The sequence below is a fragment of the Micromonospora sp. WMMA1976 genome (genome assembly GCF_027497335.1).
GTDB classification, from domain to species: Bacteria; Actinomycetota; Actinomycetes; order Mycobacteriales; family Micromonosporaceae; genus Micromonospora; species Micromonospora aurantiaca.
Window position 1 is genome coordinate 3,014,476 of the sequence record NZ_CP114912.1, and the last position, 15,463, is coordinate 3,029,938.

The 15,463-nt window shown below is 74.6% G+C and carries 16 protein-coding genes; 10 read left to right on the forward strand and 6 right to left on the reverse strand.

Annotated elements, in window-relative coordinates; all coding sequences use genetic code 11:
• The first annotated feature begins 50 nt into the window (after positions 1–50).
• Positions 51–1,019 carry an ATP-binding cassette domain-containing protein gene (locus O7546_RS13900; RefSeq protein WP_194802470.1) on the forward strand — a complete coding sequence of 323 codons (969 nt, stop codon included), beginning with the start codon at positions 51–53 and terminating at the stop codon, positions 1,017–1,019.
• Positions 1,016–1,825 (forward strand): ABC transporter permease, encoded by an 810-nt coding sequence (locus O7546_RS13905; RefSeq protein ID WP_269696933.1) that lies wholly within the window; start codon positions 1,016–1,018, stop codon positions 1,823–1,825. The genes O7546_RS13900 and O7546_RS13905 overlap by 4 nt, the downstream gene beginning before the upstream one ends.
• A gap of 43 nt (positions 1,826–1,868) precedes the next feature.
• Here O7546_RS13905 and helR read toward each other — a convergent pair whose 3' ends face one another.
• Positions 1,869–4,040 carry an RNA polymerase recycling motor ATPase HelR gene (gene helR, locus O7546_RS13910; protein ID WP_269696934.1) on the reverse strand — a complete coding sequence of 724 codons (2,172 nt, stop codon included), beginning with the start codon at positions 4,038–4,040 and terminating at the stop codon, positions 1,869–1,871.
• A 224-nt stretch (positions 4,041–4,264) separates the two neighbouring features.
• Here helR and O7546_RS13915 point away from each other — a divergent pair, with 224 nt between their 5' ends.
• From O7546_RS13915 to O7546_RS13935, 5 genes are all read left to right on the forward strand, one after another.
• The gene (locus O7546_RS13915) at positions 4,265–5,056 is read left to right on the forward strand and encodes a TetR/AcrR family transcriptional regulator (protein WP_194802473.1); all 792 of its coding nucleotides are present in this window, start codon (positions 4,265–4,267) and stop codon (positions 5,054–5,056) included.
• Between the two features lie 102 nt (positions 5,057–5,158).
• The gene (locus O7546_RS13920) at positions 5,159–5,305 is read left to right on the forward strand and encodes a hypothetical protein (protein WP_162959099.1); all 147 of its coding nucleotides are present in this window, start codon (positions 5,159–5,161) and stop codon (positions 5,303–5,305) included.
• A complete protein-coding gene (locus tag O7546_RS13925) occupies positions 5,305–6,525 on the forward strand; it encodes a putative sulfate exporter family transporter (protein ID WP_281601047.1) in 1,221 nt (406 codons plus the stop codon). Before O7546_RS13920 ends, O7546_RS13925 begins: the two co-directional genes overlap by 1 nt.
• 33 nt (positions 6,526–6,558) lie before the next feature.
• A complete protein-coding gene (locus O7546_RS13930; RefSeq protein WP_281601048.1) occupies positions 6,559–7,092 on the forward strand; it encodes a flavin reductase family protein in 534 nt (177 codons plus the stop codon).
• Between the two features lie 23 nt (positions 7,093–7,115).
• Positions 7,116–7,427: an NIPSNAP family protein gene (locus tag O7546_RS13935; protein ID WP_269696937.1), complete on the forward strand. Its 312-nt coding sequence runs from the start codon at positions 7,116–7,118 to the stop codon at positions 7,425–7,427.
• A gap of 15 nt (positions 7,428–7,442) precedes the next feature.
• Here O7546_RS13935 and O7546_RS13940 read toward each other — a convergent pair whose 3' ends face one another.
• Positions 7,443–8,438, reverse strand: a complete 996-nt coding sequence (locus tag O7546_RS13940; RefSeq protein WP_332367420.1) for a WYL domain-containing protein — start codon at positions 8,436–8,438, stop codon at positions 7,443–7,445.
• Between the two features lie 95 nt (positions 8,439–8,533).
• Here O7546_RS13940 and O7546_RS13945 point away from each other — a divergent pair, with 95 nt between their 5' ends.
• The gene (locus tag O7546_RS13945) at positions 8,534–9,112 is read left to right on the forward strand and encodes a DinB family protein (protein WP_269696939.1); all 579 of its coding nucleotides are present in this window, start codon (positions 8,534–8,536) and stop codon (positions 9,110–9,112) included.
• Positions 9,113–9,132: 20 nt separating this feature from the next.
• Positions 9,133–10,224: a winged helix DNA-binding domain-containing protein gene (locus O7546_RS13950; protein WP_281601049.1), complete on the forward strand. Its 1,092-nt coding sequence runs from the start codon at positions 9,133–9,135 to the stop codon at positions 10,222–10,224.
• Positions 10,225–10,232: 8 nt separating this feature from the next.
• Here the strand turns inward: O7546_RS13950 and O7546_RS13955 are convergent, their stop codons facing one another.
• A complete protein-coding gene (locus O7546_RS13955; protein ID WP_281601050.1) occupies positions 10,233–11,444 on the reverse strand; it encodes an aminotransferase class I/II-fold pyridoxal phosphate-dependent enzyme in 1,212 nt (403 codons plus the stop codon).
• Positions 11,445–11,478: 34 nt separating this feature from the next.
• On the opposite strand from O7546_RS13955, the gene O7546_RS13960 reads away from it, so the two are divergent.
• Positions 11,479–12,048: a GNAT family N-acetyltransferase gene (locus O7546_RS13960; protein ID WP_281601051.1), complete on the forward strand. Its 570-nt coding sequence runs from the start codon at positions 11,479–11,481 to the stop codon at positions 12,046–12,048.
• Here O7546_RS13960 and O7546_RS13965 read toward each other — a convergent pair.
• Genes O7546_RS13965 through O7546_RS13975 form a run of 3 tightly spaced genes read right to left on the reverse strand, consistent with a single transcriptional unit; the run spans position 12,035 to position 15,316 of the window.
• On the reverse strand, positions 12,035–12,811 hold the full coding sequence (locus tag O7546_RS13965) for a PQQ-binding-like beta-propeller repeat protein (protein ID WP_281601052.1): 777 nt from the start codon (positions 12,809–12,811) through the stop codon (positions 12,035–12,037). The two genes, O7546_RS13960 and O7546_RS13965, sit on opposite strands and share 14 nt — an antisense overlap.
• A 44-nt stretch (positions 12,812–12,855) precedes the next feature.
• Positions 12,856–13,677 (reverse strand): MOSC N-terminal beta barrel domain-containing protein, encoded by an 822-nt coding sequence (locus O7546_RS13970; protein WP_281601053.1) that lies wholly within the window; start codon positions 13,675–13,677, stop codon positions 12,856–12,858.
• Positions 13,678–13,687: 10 nt separating this feature from the next.
• Positions 13,688–15,316, reverse strand: coding sequence for an acyl-CoA dehydrogenase family protein (locus tag O7546_RS13975; protein WP_281601054.1), 1,629 nt, complete (start codon positions 15,314–15,316; stop codon positions 13,688–13,690).
• Positions 15,317–15,463 lie beyond the last annotated feature (147 nt).

The following is a 15,463-nucleotide window of genomic DNA, read 5'->3' on the forward strand; positions in this document are numbered from 1 at the left end:
CATACCGTACGTTGTACGTTAGTGCCCTCGTCGACGGAGGGGGAACAGACGTGGAACATGCGATCCTCGCGGAGGGCCTGCGCAAGCGGTACGGGGACACGGCCGCGCTGGACGGCTTCGACCTGCGGGTGCGACCGGGCACCGTGTGCGGGCTGCTCGGCCCGAACGGCGCCGGCAAGACCACAGCCGTCCGCATCCTGGCCACGCTGCTGCGCTTCGACGCCGGGCGGGCCGAGGTGGCCGGCTTCGACGTGGCCGGGCAGGCCGACCGGGTGCGCCACCGCATCGGCCTGGTCGGCCAGCACCCGGCGGTGGACGAGGCACTGAGCGGCCGGGAGAACCTGGTCATCTTCGGTCGCCTGTTCCACCTGGACCGGGCCGCTGCACGACGGCGGGCCACCGAGCTGCTCGACCGGTTCGGGCTCGCCGACGCGGGCGGGCGGCCGGTACGCACGTACTCCGGTGGCATGCGCCGCCGCCTCGACCTGGCCGCCGGGATGATCCTCGCGCCGTCGGTGCTGTTCCTCGACGAGCCGACCACGGCGCTGGACCCGCGCGGGCGCAACGAGGTGTGGGAGGCGGTACGCGATCTGGTGCGCGCCGGCACCACGGTGTTGCTGACCACGCAGTACCTGGACGAGGCCGACCAGCTCGCCGACCGCGTCTGCGTGCTCGACGCCGGGCGGGTGATCGCCGAGGGCACCCCCGATGCGCTCAAGTCCCGCCTCGGCGGCGACCGGATCGACCTGGTCGTTCGTGACGCCGCCGACCTGGCCACCGCCGCCGCGCGGCTGCGCGCCGTGGCCCGTACCGAACCGGCGCTCGATCCGGACCGGCGGGCGGTCAGCGCCCAGGTCGGCGACCGGGCCGGCGCGCTGACCGAGGTGCTGCGTGCGCTGGACGCCGACGGCGTGGACGTGGCCGACGTGGCGCTGCGGCGACCCACACTGGACGAGGTGTTCCTCCAGCTCACCGGCGGGCCGTCCGCCGACCGGACCGGCGTGGAGGTGACCGCGTGACCGCGACGGTGACCCCGGCCCGGCGCGCGTCGCTGGCCGGTGACGGCCTGACGCTGACCGGTCGTGCGCTGGCGCACTGGCGGCGTGAGCCCGGACCGCTGATCGGCTCGCTGGGCTTCGACATCCTGATGGTGCTGATGTTCGCGTACCTGTTCGGCGGCGCGCTCCAGGTACCGGGCGGCGGCAGCTACCGCGAGTTCCTGATGCCCGGCATGTTCGCCATGACGATGGTCTTCGGCATCAGCATGACCACCCTGGCGGTCTCGGCGGACCTGGAGCGTGGCGTCACCGACCGGCTGCGGTCGATGCCGGTGTCCCGGCTGGCCCCGCTGCTCGGCCGCGCTGTGGCCGACCTGATGTTCGCGGTGGTGACGCTCGCCGTCATGCTGCTCGTCGGCCTGGCGATCGGGTGGCGGGCACGCGGCGACCTCGGCGACACGCTCGCCGCGCTCGGGCTGATCCTGCTGCTGCGGTTCGCGCTGGTCTGGGTGGGCGTCTTCCTCGGCCTGACCGTGAAGGGGCAGAGCGCGGTGACGGCCGTGCAGACGCTGGAGTTCCCGCTGGGCTTCCTGTCCAGCGCGTTCGTGGCGCCGTCCACCATGCCCGCGTGGCTGGGCGCGGTCGCCGAGTGGAATCCGCTGTCCGCGACCGTCGGGGCCACTCGCGAGCTGTTCGGCAACCCCGGCTGGGGCGGCGACTCGTGGGTGGCCGCGCATCACCCGCTGCTGGCGGTGCTCTGGCCGCTGGTGCTGGTGGCGGTGTTCCTGCCGCTGTCGCTGCGCCGCTACCGGGCGCTCAGCCGCTGAGCCGGACCCCGGGGGCGGTCTGTGCGCCGCCCCCGGGGCCCGGTCACGGCCCGGTCAGCACGACCAGTTCGCCGGTGGCCCGGGTCATCGCGACGTACCGGTCCACCGCCCCGGCGACCCCGTCGCCGAACGCCTCCGGGTCGACAAGCACCACCAGATCGAACTCCAGCCCCTTGGCCAGCACCGGGCTCAGCGACCGGACCCGCTCCGAGGCCGGGAACGCCGGATCACCGATGACGCACACGACGCCCTCGCGGTGGGCGGTGAGCCAGCCGTCCACCACCGCGCGCAGCTCCGCGCGGGAGCCGTACCGCACCGGAGCGCCGTCGCGGATCGACGTGGGCACGTTGGCGTCGGGCAGCACGGCCCGGATCACCGGCTCGGCCGCCGCCATCACCTGCGCCGGAGTGCGGTAGTTGACGGACAGCGTCGCCACCTCGACGCGGTCGAACCCGGCCCGCGCCAGCCGCTGCGGCCACGACTCGGTGAACCCGTGCCGTGCCTGCGCCCGGTCACCGACCACCGTGAAGCTGCGCGACGGGCAGCGCGCCAGCAGCATCTGCCACTGCGCGTCGGTCAGCTCCTGCGCCTCGTCCACCACGACGTGCGCGAACGGCCCGGCCAGCAGGTCCGGATCGGCCACGCTCAACACGCTGGAGTCGACCAGGCTGGTGCGCATGTCCTCGCCGTACAGCATGGTCATCAGACCCTCGCCGTCGTCGTAGGCGTGCGACGCGATCAGCGCGTCGACCACCGTGTCCATCTCGGCGCGCTGCGCCGCCAGAACCCCCTCGTCGCGGCGCCGCCGCAGCGACGCCTCCGGGTCACCGACCCGCCGCCGGGCCGCGTCCAGCCACGGCAGGTCCGCCGCCGTCCAGGCTCGAGGGTCGGCCCGCCTCAGCGTACGGATCTCCTCGACGCTCAGCCAGGGCGCGCACCGGCGCAGGTAGGCCGGCACCGACCACAGGTCGGCCACCACGTCGAGCGGGTCGAGCAGCGGCCACGCCCGGCCGAACGCGGTGACCAGTTCCCGGTCGCGCCCCAGCGCGCGGCGGACCGCCTCCTCCGGCTCGTCGCCGCGGTACTTCTCCACCAGGATCGTGAGCAGTTCCTCCCACACCTCGTCGCGGGCCTCGTTGTGCGGGACGCCCGGCCCGGCCACCTCGAACGCCGTCGCCCAGTCGCCGGCGGTCAGCCGCACCTCGGCGTCCCCGACCCCGACAGTCATTGCGGTCGCGGGCGGCTCCTCGTAGAACCGGACCGCGGCGTCGACAACGCGCACCACGTCCCCGGACGCCTTCAGCCGCGCCACCTCCGGGTCGGTCTCCGGCGCCGCCGCCGCGCCCTCCGGCACCAGGTCGGCGAGCGTGCAGATCTGCACGTCCTCCTCGCCCAGGCTGGGCAGCACGTCGGAGACGTAGTTCAGGTACGGCTGGTGCGGCCCGACCACCAGCACCCCGCCCCGGCGCTCGCCCAGCCGCGGGTCGGCGTGCAGCAGGTACGCGGTGCGGTGCAGCGCCACCACGGTCTTGCCGGTGCCGGGGCCGCCGTCGACCACCAGCGCACCCCGCGACCCGGCCCGGATGATCGCGTCCTGATCGGCCTGGATGGTGCCGAGCACGTCGCGCATCCGCGCCGACCGGGTCGCGCCCAGGCTGGCGATGAACGCCGACTGGTCGTCCAGCGCGGCGTGCCCGGCCAGCCCGTCGGCGGTGAACACCTCGTCCCAGTAGTCGGTGATCCGGCCCGCGGTCCACCGGTACCGGCGGCGGCTGACCAGGCCCATCGGGTCGGCGTGGGTCGCGCCGAAGAACGGCTCGGCGGCGGGGGAGCGCCAGTCCAGCAGCAGCCGGCCGCCCGCGCCGTCGGTCAGGCCGAGGCGGCCCACGTACACCGGTTCGCCGCCGTCCGCGCCGACCATCCGGCCCAGGCACAGGTCCAGGCCGTAGCGGCGCAGCGTGCGCAGGCGCGCGCTCAACCGCCGGACCTCCTGGTCCCGGTCGACCGCCTGCCGGCCCCGGCCGCCCGCGGCCCGGCGCGTGGCGTCGAGCCGGTCGGTCAGGTCGGCGATCGAGCGGCGCAGGCTGTCCGCGATGGCGGCGAAGTGCCGCTCGTCGGCGGCGATCAGCTCGGGGTCGGCCTTCGCCGACAGTCGCTCGGGTAGATCGAAAACGCTCGTGGCAGGCAGGTTCAACTCGTCTCCGATCGCGGGCACGGCCGAGCCTCCGCTCTTCGCGGCTTTTCGAATGGCACGGCAATGGGTTACGGCCGGCAATTGTGCGCCGTCACCCCGGTCTTGCGGCAAGACCGGGGTTGCGCTATATGTTGGTAGTGGCGGGAGAACCCGCCATTCTTTTTGCCCGAACAATTCTCGGGCTCCCCTTTTCCGGCGTCCCGCCGACGGCTGGTGACCGGCCCGGCCGGTAGGATGACGGCACCATGTCGAAGGAGCGCCGGCGCAAGGCCGATCCCGCCCGCAGCCTGGCCCTTCTCTGGCGCACCCGGGAACCGGCCAGCCGCGGCGCAGGTCCCGGTCTCAGCGTCGACCGGATCGTGCGGACCGCGATCGAGATCGCCGACGCCGAAGGTATCGACGCGCTCACCATGCGCCGGGTCAGCGAGGCACTCGGCGTGGGCACCATGTCCGTCTACACGTACGTGCCGGGTAAGGCGGAACTGCTCGACGTCATGGTGGACGCCGTCCTCGGTGACCTGCCGCGCCCGGCCGACGTGCCGGGTGGCTGGCGGGGCCGGCTGGAACGCATCGCGCGGGACAACCTCGCCCTCTACCGGGCCCACCCGTGGCTGCTGCGCGCCGAGACGACCCGGCCGGTGCTCGGCCCGAACGTGCTCGCCAAGTACGACTACGAGCTGCACGCCGTGGCGGACATCGGGCTCGACGACGTGGAGATGGACGCGGTGCTCACGCTCGTGCTGGGGCACGCCAAGAACGCGGCCCGGGTCGCGCTGGACGTGGTCGAGCTGGAACGTGAGACCGGGATGACCGACGACCAGTGGTGGCGGACGCACGGGCCCTGGCTGGAGAAGTTCATGGCCGCCGGCAGCTTCCCGCTCGCCGCGCGGGTCGGCACCGCCGCGGGCATGGCGCACGGCGCGGCGTACGGGCCGGACCACGCCTTCGAGTTCGGTCTGCAGCGGGTGCTCGACGGCATCTCGGTGGTGGTGGCCGCCCGCGCCGCGGGTGAGCCGGAGCGCGGGAAGACCTTGTAATCCTACTAGTTAAGTAGGAAACTCTCACTGGGGTCGATGATCCCTGTCACCCCTCGCCTCCGGCTGCCCTCCGTCGCCCGCGCGTACCCGTAGGAGCCCCGCATGAGCAACGCGCCCACGCCACCCGAACCGCCCACCGCCGGCACGTCCCGGCTCGCCTTCAGCGAGGACTGGGCCGCCACCGTCCTCGGCCTCGCGCTGCTGCTCCTGGTGCTGGCCGGCGCCATCCCCGCCGGGCTGGTGCCGTGATGGCCGGCGCCCCGGAGCCCGCCACCCGGAGCACCGCCGCCGGGTCGTCCGCAGCCTCCACCGCGGACACCCCGGCCACCGCGACCTCAGTGGACCGACCCGCCGGTACGCCCGCTGTCGCTCCGCCCCGGGCCGACCTGCGCTCCGGCGCGTTCTGGGCGTGGACCGCCCTGGGCCTGCTGGTGGTGCTCGGTCTCGCCGCGCTCACCCGGTACCTCGAACAGAACGTGCCGGTCTGGGCCGAGGGCAGCGCGATCGAGGACGTGGCCGCCGCGATCGAGTACCCGGTCTACGCGATCCTGCTCGGCCTGCTCGGCAACCTGGTCGTCACCGTGACGGGTCTGCGGGACCGGATCTCCGCCGCGTTCCGTACCGAGTTCTTCATCAAGACCGGCCTGGTGCTGCTGGGCGCCTCGATCAACCTGGCAGTCATCGCGAGCGCCGCCGGTCCCGCCATCGCCCAGGCGCTGCTGCTGATCAGCGGCGTGTTCCTGTTCACCTGGTGGCTGGCCGGGCGGTTCGGTCTGGACGAGAAGCTGCGGGCGCTGCTCGCCTCGGCGGTGTCGATCTGCGGGGTGAGCGCCGCGATCGCCGCCGCCGGCGCGGTACGGGCACGCCGGGAACAGCTCGCGTACACGGCCAGCCTGGTCATCGCGTTCGCGCTGCCGTCGATCTTCCTGCTGCCGTGGCTGGCCGACGTGCTCGGCCTCTCCGACGCGGTCGCCGGCGCCTGGATCGGCGGCAACATCGACACCACCGCCGCCGTGACCGCTGCCGGCGCGCTCGCCGGTGAGGATGCGCTCCAGATCGCCAGCATCGTCAAGGTCACCCAGAACGCGCTGATGGGCGTGGTCGCGGTGGCGCTCACCGCGTACTTCGCGCTGCGGGTGGAGCGCCGCCCGGACGCCCCGCGCCCCGGGCTCGGCGAGCTGTGGCGCCGGTTCCCGAAGTTCGTCCTCGGGTTCGTCGCCGCCTCGGTGATCGCCACCTGGTACCTCGACGCCGCGGGCGCGGACGGCAAGACCACGATGGCGATCGTCACCGACCTGCGGGTCTGGTTCCTCATCCTGGCCTTCGTCAGCATCGGCCTGGAGGTCCGCGTGTCGTCGCTGCGCGAGGCCGGCTGGCGGCCGGTGACCGTGTTCGCCGCCGCCACCGTGTTCAACCTGGTGCTGGCCCTCGGGCTGGCGTCGGTGCTGTTCCACGGTTTCACGGTCTGACCGGTCCCGTCCCGTACACCTTGGAGGAACGCCGTGCCCGAGCCCGCCGACACCCCGGTCGACGCCGACGCCGACGCGCTGCGGACGCTGCTGCGGCACCAGGCCAGCACCGTCACAGTGGTCACCGCCGCCGGTCCGCCCGCGGCCGGGTTCACCGCCACCTCGTTCACCGCGGTGTCGCTGCGACCGCCGATCGTCTCGTTCTGCCTGGACCGGGGGTCGTCGAGCTGGCCGGTGGTGTCCCGGGCCCGGCACGTCGGGGTGCACCTGCTCGGGCACGGCCAGCACGAGCTGGCCCGGACGTTCGCCACCAGCGGGATCGACCGGTTCGCCGGGCCGACCCGCTGGCGGCCCGGCCCGGAAGGGGTACCGGTCCTCGACGACACGCTGGCCTGGCTGCTGTGCCGGGTGGTGGACCGGGTGGTCGTCGGGGACCACGCCGTGGTGCTTGCCGAACCGGAACTGCTCCGGCACGCCGACGTCGGCTCGCCGCTGCTCTACCACCGGGGGCGGTACGCGGGCCTGGCCGACACGACCGACCCCGGCGACCGCCGCTCCGCCGCCTGACCGGCCGCCGCTATCGTGGCCGCGTGATCACCTGCGTCGTGCACTACACGATCGACCCCGCACAGATCGAGGCGTTCGAGCGCTTCGCCCGCACCTGGATGCGGCTGGTGGCACGGCACGGCGGCGTGCACCACGGCTACTTCCTGCCCGCCGAGGGCGCCAGCGACCGGGCCGAGGCGCTGTTCAGCTTCTCCAGCCTGGCGGCGTACGAGCAGTACCGGGCCCGGTTCGGAGTGGACCCGGAGTTCGTCGCCGCCGACCGGATCCGCGAGGAGTCGGGCTGCGTCCTGCGGTACGAGCGCACGTTCATGCGCCCGCTCCTGCCCACCGACTGACGCCCCGGCCCGGGGCTACCGAGGCGTGTGCCGGCCCTCTGCCGCGGCGGCGTAACGGCGGGCCAGGCGGGCGAACGCCTCGCGCAGCTCCGGCGGCCCGACCACCTCGATGTCGGCGTCGTAGCGGCCGAGCACGGCGGCCAGCCCGGGCCACGACCAGGCGCCCAGCACCAGCCGGCAGCGGTCCGGGCCCAGCGCCTCGACGATCCCGTCGCGGGTCCACCCGGACACCACCCGGGCGGGCAGGTCGAGGATCACCTCCCCGCGGCAGGGCCAGTCACCCGGCCCGGTGGCGCCCTTGAACCGGCCGGCGACGTACGCGGCCACGTCCCCGCCGGGCAACTCGCGGGGCGTGAACCGGGGGCCGGTGGGCGTACGCGGGCTGATCCGGTCGACCCGGAACGTGCGCCAGTCGTCGCGGTCGAGGTCCCAGGCGACGAGGTACCAGCGGCCGCCCCAGGTGACCAGGTGATGCGGCTGCACCCGGCGCGGCGGCCGGTCCGGATCCGGTGGCGCGGCGGACACCGGCTCGTAGTCGAAGCGCAGCTCCTCGCGGGCGTGCACGGCGGCGCTCAACGTCATCAGCAGCGCCGGTTCCACCCGGTGCTGTGCCGGCGTGCCGGCGCGTTGCACGTCGACCACCCGCAGCGCGTCCACCCGGTGCCGCAGCCGCGCCGGCATCACCTGCCGCACCGTGGTCAGCGCCCGCGCGGCCGCCTCCTCGATGCCGGTCACCCCACCGGCGGCGGTCTGCAACGCCACGGTGAGGGCGACCGCCTGCTCGTCGTCGAAGAGCAGCGGCGGCAGCGCCGAGCCGGCGCCCAGCCGGTAGCCGCCGTCCGGCCCCTTGGCGCTCTCGATCGGATAGCCCAGCTCCCGCAGCCGGTCGACGTCGCGGCGCACCGTACGCGGGCTGACCCGCAGCCGTTCGGCGAGCAGCGATCCGGGCCAGTCGCGTCGCGCCTGCAACAGGGACAGCAGGGCGAGCAGTCGGGCGGAGGTCTTCGGCACGACACGCATTCTGCCGCGAGAAGAGGACACTTCCTGACCGCTATGCCTGCGAGGGTGGACCCGTACCCGATCAGGACCGGAAGGAACCGATGACGATGACCGGCACCACCACGACCCCTGCCACCCTGGACGCCGAGCGGACCGACCTGCTGGCCGAGCTCGCCGAGGCCCGGAACATGCTGATCAACACGGTCCGTGGCCTGACCGACGAGCAGGCCGGGCAGAAGCCGACCGTCAGCGCGCTCTGCCTGGGCGGCCTGATCAAGCACGTCGCGTCCACCGAGGAGGCGTGGCTGCGGTTCGTGGTCGAGGGCCCCTCGGCGATGTCCTTCGCCATGCCCGAGGGCGTCACCTGGGAGGACTTCATGTCCGGGCAGGCCCGCGAGCTGCCGCAGTGGGCGATCGAGCGGGGACGGGACTTCCAGATGCTGCCCGAGGACACGCTGCCGGCCATCCTCGACCGGTACGCCCGCGTCGCCGCCCGTACCGAGGAGATCGTGGCCGGCGTCGAGGACCTGTCGGCCACCTGGCCGGTCCCGGACGCGCCGTGGAACGAGCCCGGTTCGGTCCGCAGCGTCCGGCGGGTGCTGATCCACGTCATCGCCGAGACCACCCAGCACGCCGGGCACGCGGACATCCTGCGCGAGAGCATCGACGGCCAGACCACCACCTGAGCCGGCCGGAGAACGAAGCCGTGACAGTGCTCGACCGGCGTGCGCTCAACCGGGCGACGCTCGCCCGGCAACTGCTGCTCGACCGCGCCGACCTGCCGGTGACCGACGCGGTGGCGCACCTGTGCGGGTTGCAGGCCCAGGAGCCGCAGGAGCCGTACGTCGGGCTCTGGTCCCGGCTGCGGGCCTTCGACCCGGCGGTCCTGGCGGACCTGCTGGTGCGCCGCCGCCTGGTGCGTACCCACCTGATGCGCCGCACCGTGCACCTGCTCGCCGCGGACGACGTGCTGGCCTGGCGGTCCCGGCACGACGCGATGCTGCGGCAGCGGGTGCTGGGCGTCTACCGCGGCGAGTTCGACGGGGTCGACCTCGACGAACTCGCCGCGGCGGCCCGGAAGGTCCTGGCCGACGGCGAGCCCCGCACCACCGCCGAGATCGTGGCGGCGCTCTCCCCGCGCTGGCCGGCGACCGACCGGCGGGCGCTCGGCGAGATCGTGCTCGCGCTGGTGCCGGCCGTGCAGGCGCCGCCGCGCGGACTGTGGCGGACCACCGCCGGCGTCCGTACCGTCGCTCTGGCCCGGTGGCTGGGCCGCGACGCCGAACCGCCCGGCCCGGACGGCGACGACCCGGCCGGGCGGGCGCTGGTGCGGCGCTACCTGGCCGCGTTCGGGCCGGCCGCGTCGGCGGACCTGCGCGCCTGGTGCGGCCTCGCCGGGCTGCCCGCCGCGGTGGCCGCGGTCCGCGACGAGCTGGTGGCCTTCCGGGACGCGCGGGGCCGCACGCTGCTCGACCTGCCGGACGCGTCCCGGCCCGACCCGGACACCCCCGCGCCGGTACGGTTCCTGCCCGCCTTCGACAACGCCGTGCTCGGCTACCACGACCGCAGCCGGATCATCGACGACGCCCACCGCAACCTCTCCGTGGCCGGGGCCCGGTTCGTGCTCGTCGACGGCCGGGTCGCCGCCACCTGGACGGTCGACGCGGGCGTCGTGGTGGTCACGCCGCTGCGCGCGTTCACCCGCGTCGAACGCGCGGCCGTCACCGCCGAGGGCGGCGCCGTGGCGTCGTTCCTGTCCGAGGGTGACAACCAGGGGGTACGCGTCGTCGCCCGTTGAGCCGCACGTCAGGCGGTCGCCGCCGCCCGGCCCATCCGGGTGACCGCCTCGGTGAGCACGGCGGGGGAGGTGGCGAAGTTGAGCCGCACGAACCCGGCACCACCGGCGCCGAAGACGTGCCCGGAGCTGAGCGCCACCCGGGCCCGGTCGAGGAACATCCGCGCCGGACCGGCCAGGCCGCTCGCCACGCCCGGTCCGTCGCCCGCCTCGGTGGGTACGCCGAGGCGCCGGCAGTCCAGCCAGGCCAGGTACGTGCCCTCGGGCGGCTGCCACGACACGGTCGGCAGGTGCTCGGCCAGCAGTGACCCGAGCAGCGCCCGGTTCGCGTCCAGGCCGTCGAGCAGCCGGTCCAGCCACGGCCCGCCGGCTCGGAACGCGGCCGTGTGCGCGAGCACCCCGAGGTGGCTGGGGCCGTGACTGACCTCCTCCGGCATCCGGGCCAGGTCGTCCGCCGCGTCCGGCCCGGCGACCGCCAGCGCCGCCTTGAGCCCGGCCAGGTTCCACGCCTTCGATGCCGACAGCAGCGCGAACGCGTTCTCCGCACCCGGCACCGTCAGGTACGGGGTGAGCCGCGCGCCGGGCAGCGCCAGCGGTGAGTGGATCTCGTCGGCCACCACCCGTACGCCGTGCCGGGCGGCCAGCTCGGCGACGGCGGCCAGCTCGTCGGGCCGGTGCACCACACCGGTCGGGTTGTGCGGGTTGCAGAGCAGGAACGCCGGGCGGTCGCCGATCGCGCGGGCGCGGCGGAACGCCTCCTCCAGCGCGGCCGGGTCGAGCCGCAGGTCCGCGCCGAGCGGCGCCTCGAGGACCTGACGGCCGGCGTTCGTGACGAACGCGTAGAACGGCGGGTAGACCGGAGGAGTGACCACCACCGCGTCACCCGGGCCGGTGACCAGGCGCAGCACCTCGACCGTACCCATCATCACGTCCGGCACCAGCGAGGTCCGGCCGACCGGGAAGTCGGCCCAGCCCCACCGCTGCGCGGCGAACCCGCCGACCGCCTCGGCGTACCCGGTGCCGAACGCGTAGCCGGTGTCGCCCAGCTCGACCGCCCGGCGCAGCGCCTCGGCCACCGGCGGCGCCAGCGGTACGTCCTGCTCGGCCACCCACAGCGGCAGCACGTCCGGCGGGTAGAGCCGCCACTTCACGCTGGTGCGCTGCCGGAGCTGGTCGAGCGTGAGCCGGGTGAGCGGGTTGCCGTCGTCGGCGGAAACGACCATGCGGCCCACCCTAGGTTCCTCCTACCATCGCCGGATGACCCACCCGGCGTACCCGCTGCGCACGCCCCGGCTGCTGCTGCGCCCGGTCACCCTCGACGACCTCGACGACGTGCACGCCTGGCAACGCCGCCCGGACGTGGTCCGCTGGATGGCCGGCGCCGCGCCGCGTACCCGGGCGGAGTCCCTGGCGTCGGTGACCGCGATGGCCGGCGAGGACGCGCTGCGCGCGGAGGGCGACTGCCTGACGCTCGCCGTGGTCCGCGACGCGCGGGTGATCGGCGCGGTCGAGCTGGTGTGGCGCAGCGCCGCGGACCGCACCGCCGAACTGGGGTACGTCTTCCACCCCGACCACGGCGGCCGAGGGCTGGCCACGGAGGCGGCCGGCGCGCTGCTGGACTGGGGTTTCGCCGGGTTCGGGCTGCACCGGGTGGTGGCCCGCTGTCACGCGGACAACGAGCCGTCGGCGCGCCTGATGGCCCGGCTCGGCATGCGGCGGGAGGCGCGGCACGTGCGCAGCTACCGGTTCCGGGACGGCTGGGCCGACCAGCTCGTCCACGCGATCCTGGCCGACGAGTGGCGGTCCCGGCAGGTCAGGTCGGCCTGACCGCGCTCAGCCCACCCGCGCCGGCGAGCAGCACGGTGTCCGGGTCGAGGGCGTGCAGGGAGCCGATCCGGCGTAGCGCGGTGGCCCTCTCGTGGACGCCGTCGTCGTCCACGCGCAGGAGGACGCCGGACCGTCGCGCCGCGACGTGACAGTGGCCCGCCGCCACCACGCCGGAGACCGGCGGGTCACCCGCACCCACGCGCCGGCGGACACCGCCGGTGGTCAGGTCGACGGCGGTAAGGCCGCCCCGGTTGTCGCGTACCCAGGCCAGGGTGCCCGTGACGGAGGGCGCGTCCGGGGTGAGGTCGGCCTCGGCGCGGAAGAACTCCTCGCCGTCGCCGGATTCGAGGTGGACCCGCCGGATCGTGCGCGGGCCGCACCGGAGCAGCACGTGGTCGTCGTCGACGGTGACGAGGGCCGGCGAGTGGTCGCTGTCCGTCAGCGGCTCGGGCAGGGCGAGCCGGCGTACCTCGTCGCCGCTGTCGGCGTCGAGTATCCGCAGCTCGGACCCGCCGAGGGCGCCCACCACGACGACGCCACCGGCAACCGCGGGCCGGACCGTGGCCACCCGCGCCGTGGTGGCCCACCGCGTCGTCCCGGTCTCCCGGTCCAGCGCGCGCAGTGCGGTGTACCCGCGCCACCCGCCCACCAGCACGGTGTCCTCGTCCACCACGAGATGACCGGTGTACGGCGGCACCGGCGCGCGCCACACCAGCGATCCGGTGCGCAGGTCGAGGCAGTCCACCTCGTCCGGGCCACGCATGTGCGACGGTCTGCTCCACCGCACCGACACCGGCGCTACGCCTGTCACATCGCGTGGCATTCGTCGCCGACCCGGATCTCGCCGGTGGTCAGCGGGACCAGGCGGACACCGAACCAGGTCTTGCCGCCGTGACGCCGGTGCCGGGCCAGCGTGCGGATCGGCTCCTTCCCGCTGGCGAGGGTCTCCGGGTCGATGAGCGTCACCGAGCAGCGGTCGCAGCGTTCGGACAGCCGGAAGTCCACGGCGCCGATGCGCACCCGCGTCCAGCCGTCCTCGGCGAACGGTTCGATCGGCCCGTCCAGCACCACTGTCGGCCGGAACCGGGCCATCGCCAGCGGCTCCGGCGCGGGCTCGCCGCGTTCCAGCGCGCCCTCGACGATCCAGTCCCGCAGCCGCCGCAGCGACGGCACCGTGGCGACCAGCAGCGGTCCGGCGTCGGAGAGGTTCAGCGGATCACCGGGCCGGCCGCCGTGTTCGGTCGACATCGGCCGGCGGCGCGGATCGTCCAGCCAGGCCAGCCGTACGGGCCGGCCCAGCCGCGCGGAGAGCCAGTCGTGGGCCTCGTCGGCGGCGAGCCGGACCGTGTCCAGCCGCGACACGTCGGTCGGGACGGCCGGTCCGTCGACCGGTTCGGCGACTGCCAGCGTCGAGCCGTCGCGGGCGGTGAGCGTGATCGACTCGGGGCCGGGCGCGGCGGTCAGGCCGAGCAGCGCCGGCAGGGCGGTCGAGCCCACTTTGCCGCCGTCGGGGCGCAGCACCACCCAGCGGCGGTCGTGACGCAGGCCCCACGGCTGCACGTCGGCCCGGTCGACGTCGACTCCGCCGAGGGACTTGACCGGGTACAGGTGTATCGAGGCGAGCCGCATCACCACTCCCTCAGCCGATCTTGGGGGTGGCGCGGTCGATGATCGCGGCCAGGTCGAGCCCGCCCGGCAGCGTCCCGTACGCCTGCCCGTGGTCGCCGTCGAGCCGGGACGCGCAGAACGCGTCGGCGACCGCCGGGTGGCCGTGGCGCACCAGCAGCGCGCCCTGCAGCACCAGCGCCAGCCGCTCGACCACCCGCCGGGCCCGCAGCTCCAGGTCGGTGTGGTCGGCCAGCTCGTCGCGCACCCGGCGCACCGCGGCGTCCAGCCGGGCGTCCGCGCCGGCCGCGGCGGCCACCTCCGCCTCGTACGCGGCGAGCACCTGCGGTTCCCGGGTGAGCGCGCGCAGCACGTCCAGCGCGGCGACGTTGCCGGAGCCCTCCCAGATCGAGTTCAGCGGCGACTCGCGGAACAGCCGCGGCATGCCGGACTCCTCCACGTAGCCGTTGCCGCCCAGGCACTCCAGCGCCTCGGCGGCGTGCCCCGGCCAGCGCTTGCACACCCAGTACTTGCCGACGGCGAGCGCGAGGCGCTTGAACGCGGTCTCGCCGTCGTCGCCGCGCGCGGACCGGTCGGTCGCGCCCGCCAGCCGGACCATCAGGACGGTGGCAGCCTCGGACTCCACCGCCAGGTCGGCCAGCACGTTGCGCATCAGCGGCTGGTCGGCCAGGTAGGCGCCGAACGCCCGCCGGTGGGTGGCGTGGTGCACGGCGGTGGTCACGCCGTGGCGCATCCCGGCCGCGGCGCCGATCACGCAGTCCAGCCGGGTCAGGTTGACCATGTCGATGATGGTGCGTACGCCCCGGCCCTCGTCGCCGACGCGCCACGCCACCGCGTGCTCGTACTCGACCTCGGCGGAGGCGTTGGAGCGGTTGCCGAGCTTGTCCTTGAGCCGCATGAGCCGCATCGGGTTGCGGGTGCCGTCGGGCAGCACGCGGGGGACCAGGAAGCAGGTGAGGCCACCGGGCGCCTGGGCGAGCGTGAGGAACAGGTCGCACATGGGCGCCGAGGTGAACCACTTGTGCCCGACGAGCCGGTAGCTGCCGTCCGGCTCCGGCCGGGCCGTGGTGGTGTTGGCGCGCACGTCCGAGCCGCCCTGCTTCTCGGTCATCGACATGCCGGCGAGCAGGCCGCGCTTGGTCTGCGGCGGGCGCAGCCCGAAGTCGTACTCGCGGGCGGTGAGCAGCGGCTCGTAGCGGGCGGCCAGCTCCGGGCTGTGCCGCAGCGCGGGCACGGCCGCGTAGGTCATCGAGATCGGGCAGCCGTGCCCCGCGTCGGGCCGCCACAGGTAGAACCCGGCCGCGCGGGCCACGTGCGCGCCCGGCCGGTCGTCGGCCCACGGCGCGGCGTGCAGGCCGTGCCCGACGGCGGTACGCATCAGCTCGTGCCAGGACGGGTGGAACTCCACCTCGTCGACGCGGTGGCCGTACCGGTCGTGGGTGCGCAGCACCGGCTGATGCTCGTTGGCGAGCCGACCGTGCTCGGCGGCCTCCTCGCCACCGGCGAGCCGGCCCAGCTCGTGCAGGTCGGGCAGCGCCCAGCCGGCGCCCTCGCGGGCCACGCCGTCGCGCAGCGCCGGGTCGTCGGCGGTGTCGTGGCCGACCATCGGCGGGACCTGGTTGACGACCTCGTGTGTGGTCACGGCGGCAACTCCCAGCGCAGGTGGCGGATCAGGTCCGGGCCCGGATTGAACCACCGTTCACTCCGCACCGGCAAGCGCGCGACGACAAGTCAATTTGGCTGGATTCGTTTGACATCATCCGGCTCGGAGAGAAGACTCGCCGAAACT

What these genes read in the sequence shown, in the direction of transcription:
- O7546_RS13915 (WP_194802473.1), top strand. Translation starts at nt 4,265, where the DNA reads ATGTCGAAGGAGCGCCGGCGCAAGGCCGATCCCGCCCGCAGCCTGGCC.
- O7546_RS13920 (WP_162959099.1), top strand. Translation starts at nt 5,159, where the DNA reads ATGAGCAACGCGCCCACGCCACCCGAACCGCCCACCGCCGGCACGTCC.
- O7546_RS13925 (WP_281601047.1), top strand. Translation starts at nt 5,305, where the DNA reads ATGGCCGGCGCCCCGGAGCCCGCCACCCGGAGCACCGCCGCCGGGTCG.
- O7546_RS13945 (WP_269696939.1), top strand. Translation starts at nt 8,534, where the DNA reads ATGACCGGCACCACCACGACCCCTGCCACCCTGGACGCCGAGCGGACC.
- O7546_RS13955 (WP_281601050.1), bottom strand. Translation starts at nt 11,444, where the DNA reads ATGGTCGTTTCCGCCGACGACGGCAACCCGCTCACCCGGCTCACGCTC.
- O7546_RS13960 (WP_281601051.1), top strand. Translation starts at nt 11,479, where the DNA reads ATGACCCACCCGGCGTACCCGCTGCGCACGCCCCGGCTGCTGCTGCGC.
- O7546_RS13965 (WP_281601052.1), bottom strand. Translation starts at nt 12,811, where the DNA reads ATGCGTGGCCCGGACGAGGTGGACTGCCTCGACCTGCGCACCGGATCG.
- O7546_RS13970 (WP_281601053.1), bottom strand. Translation starts at nt 13,677, where the DNA reads ATGCGGCTCGCCTCGATACACCTGTACCCGGTCAAGTCCCTCGGCGGA.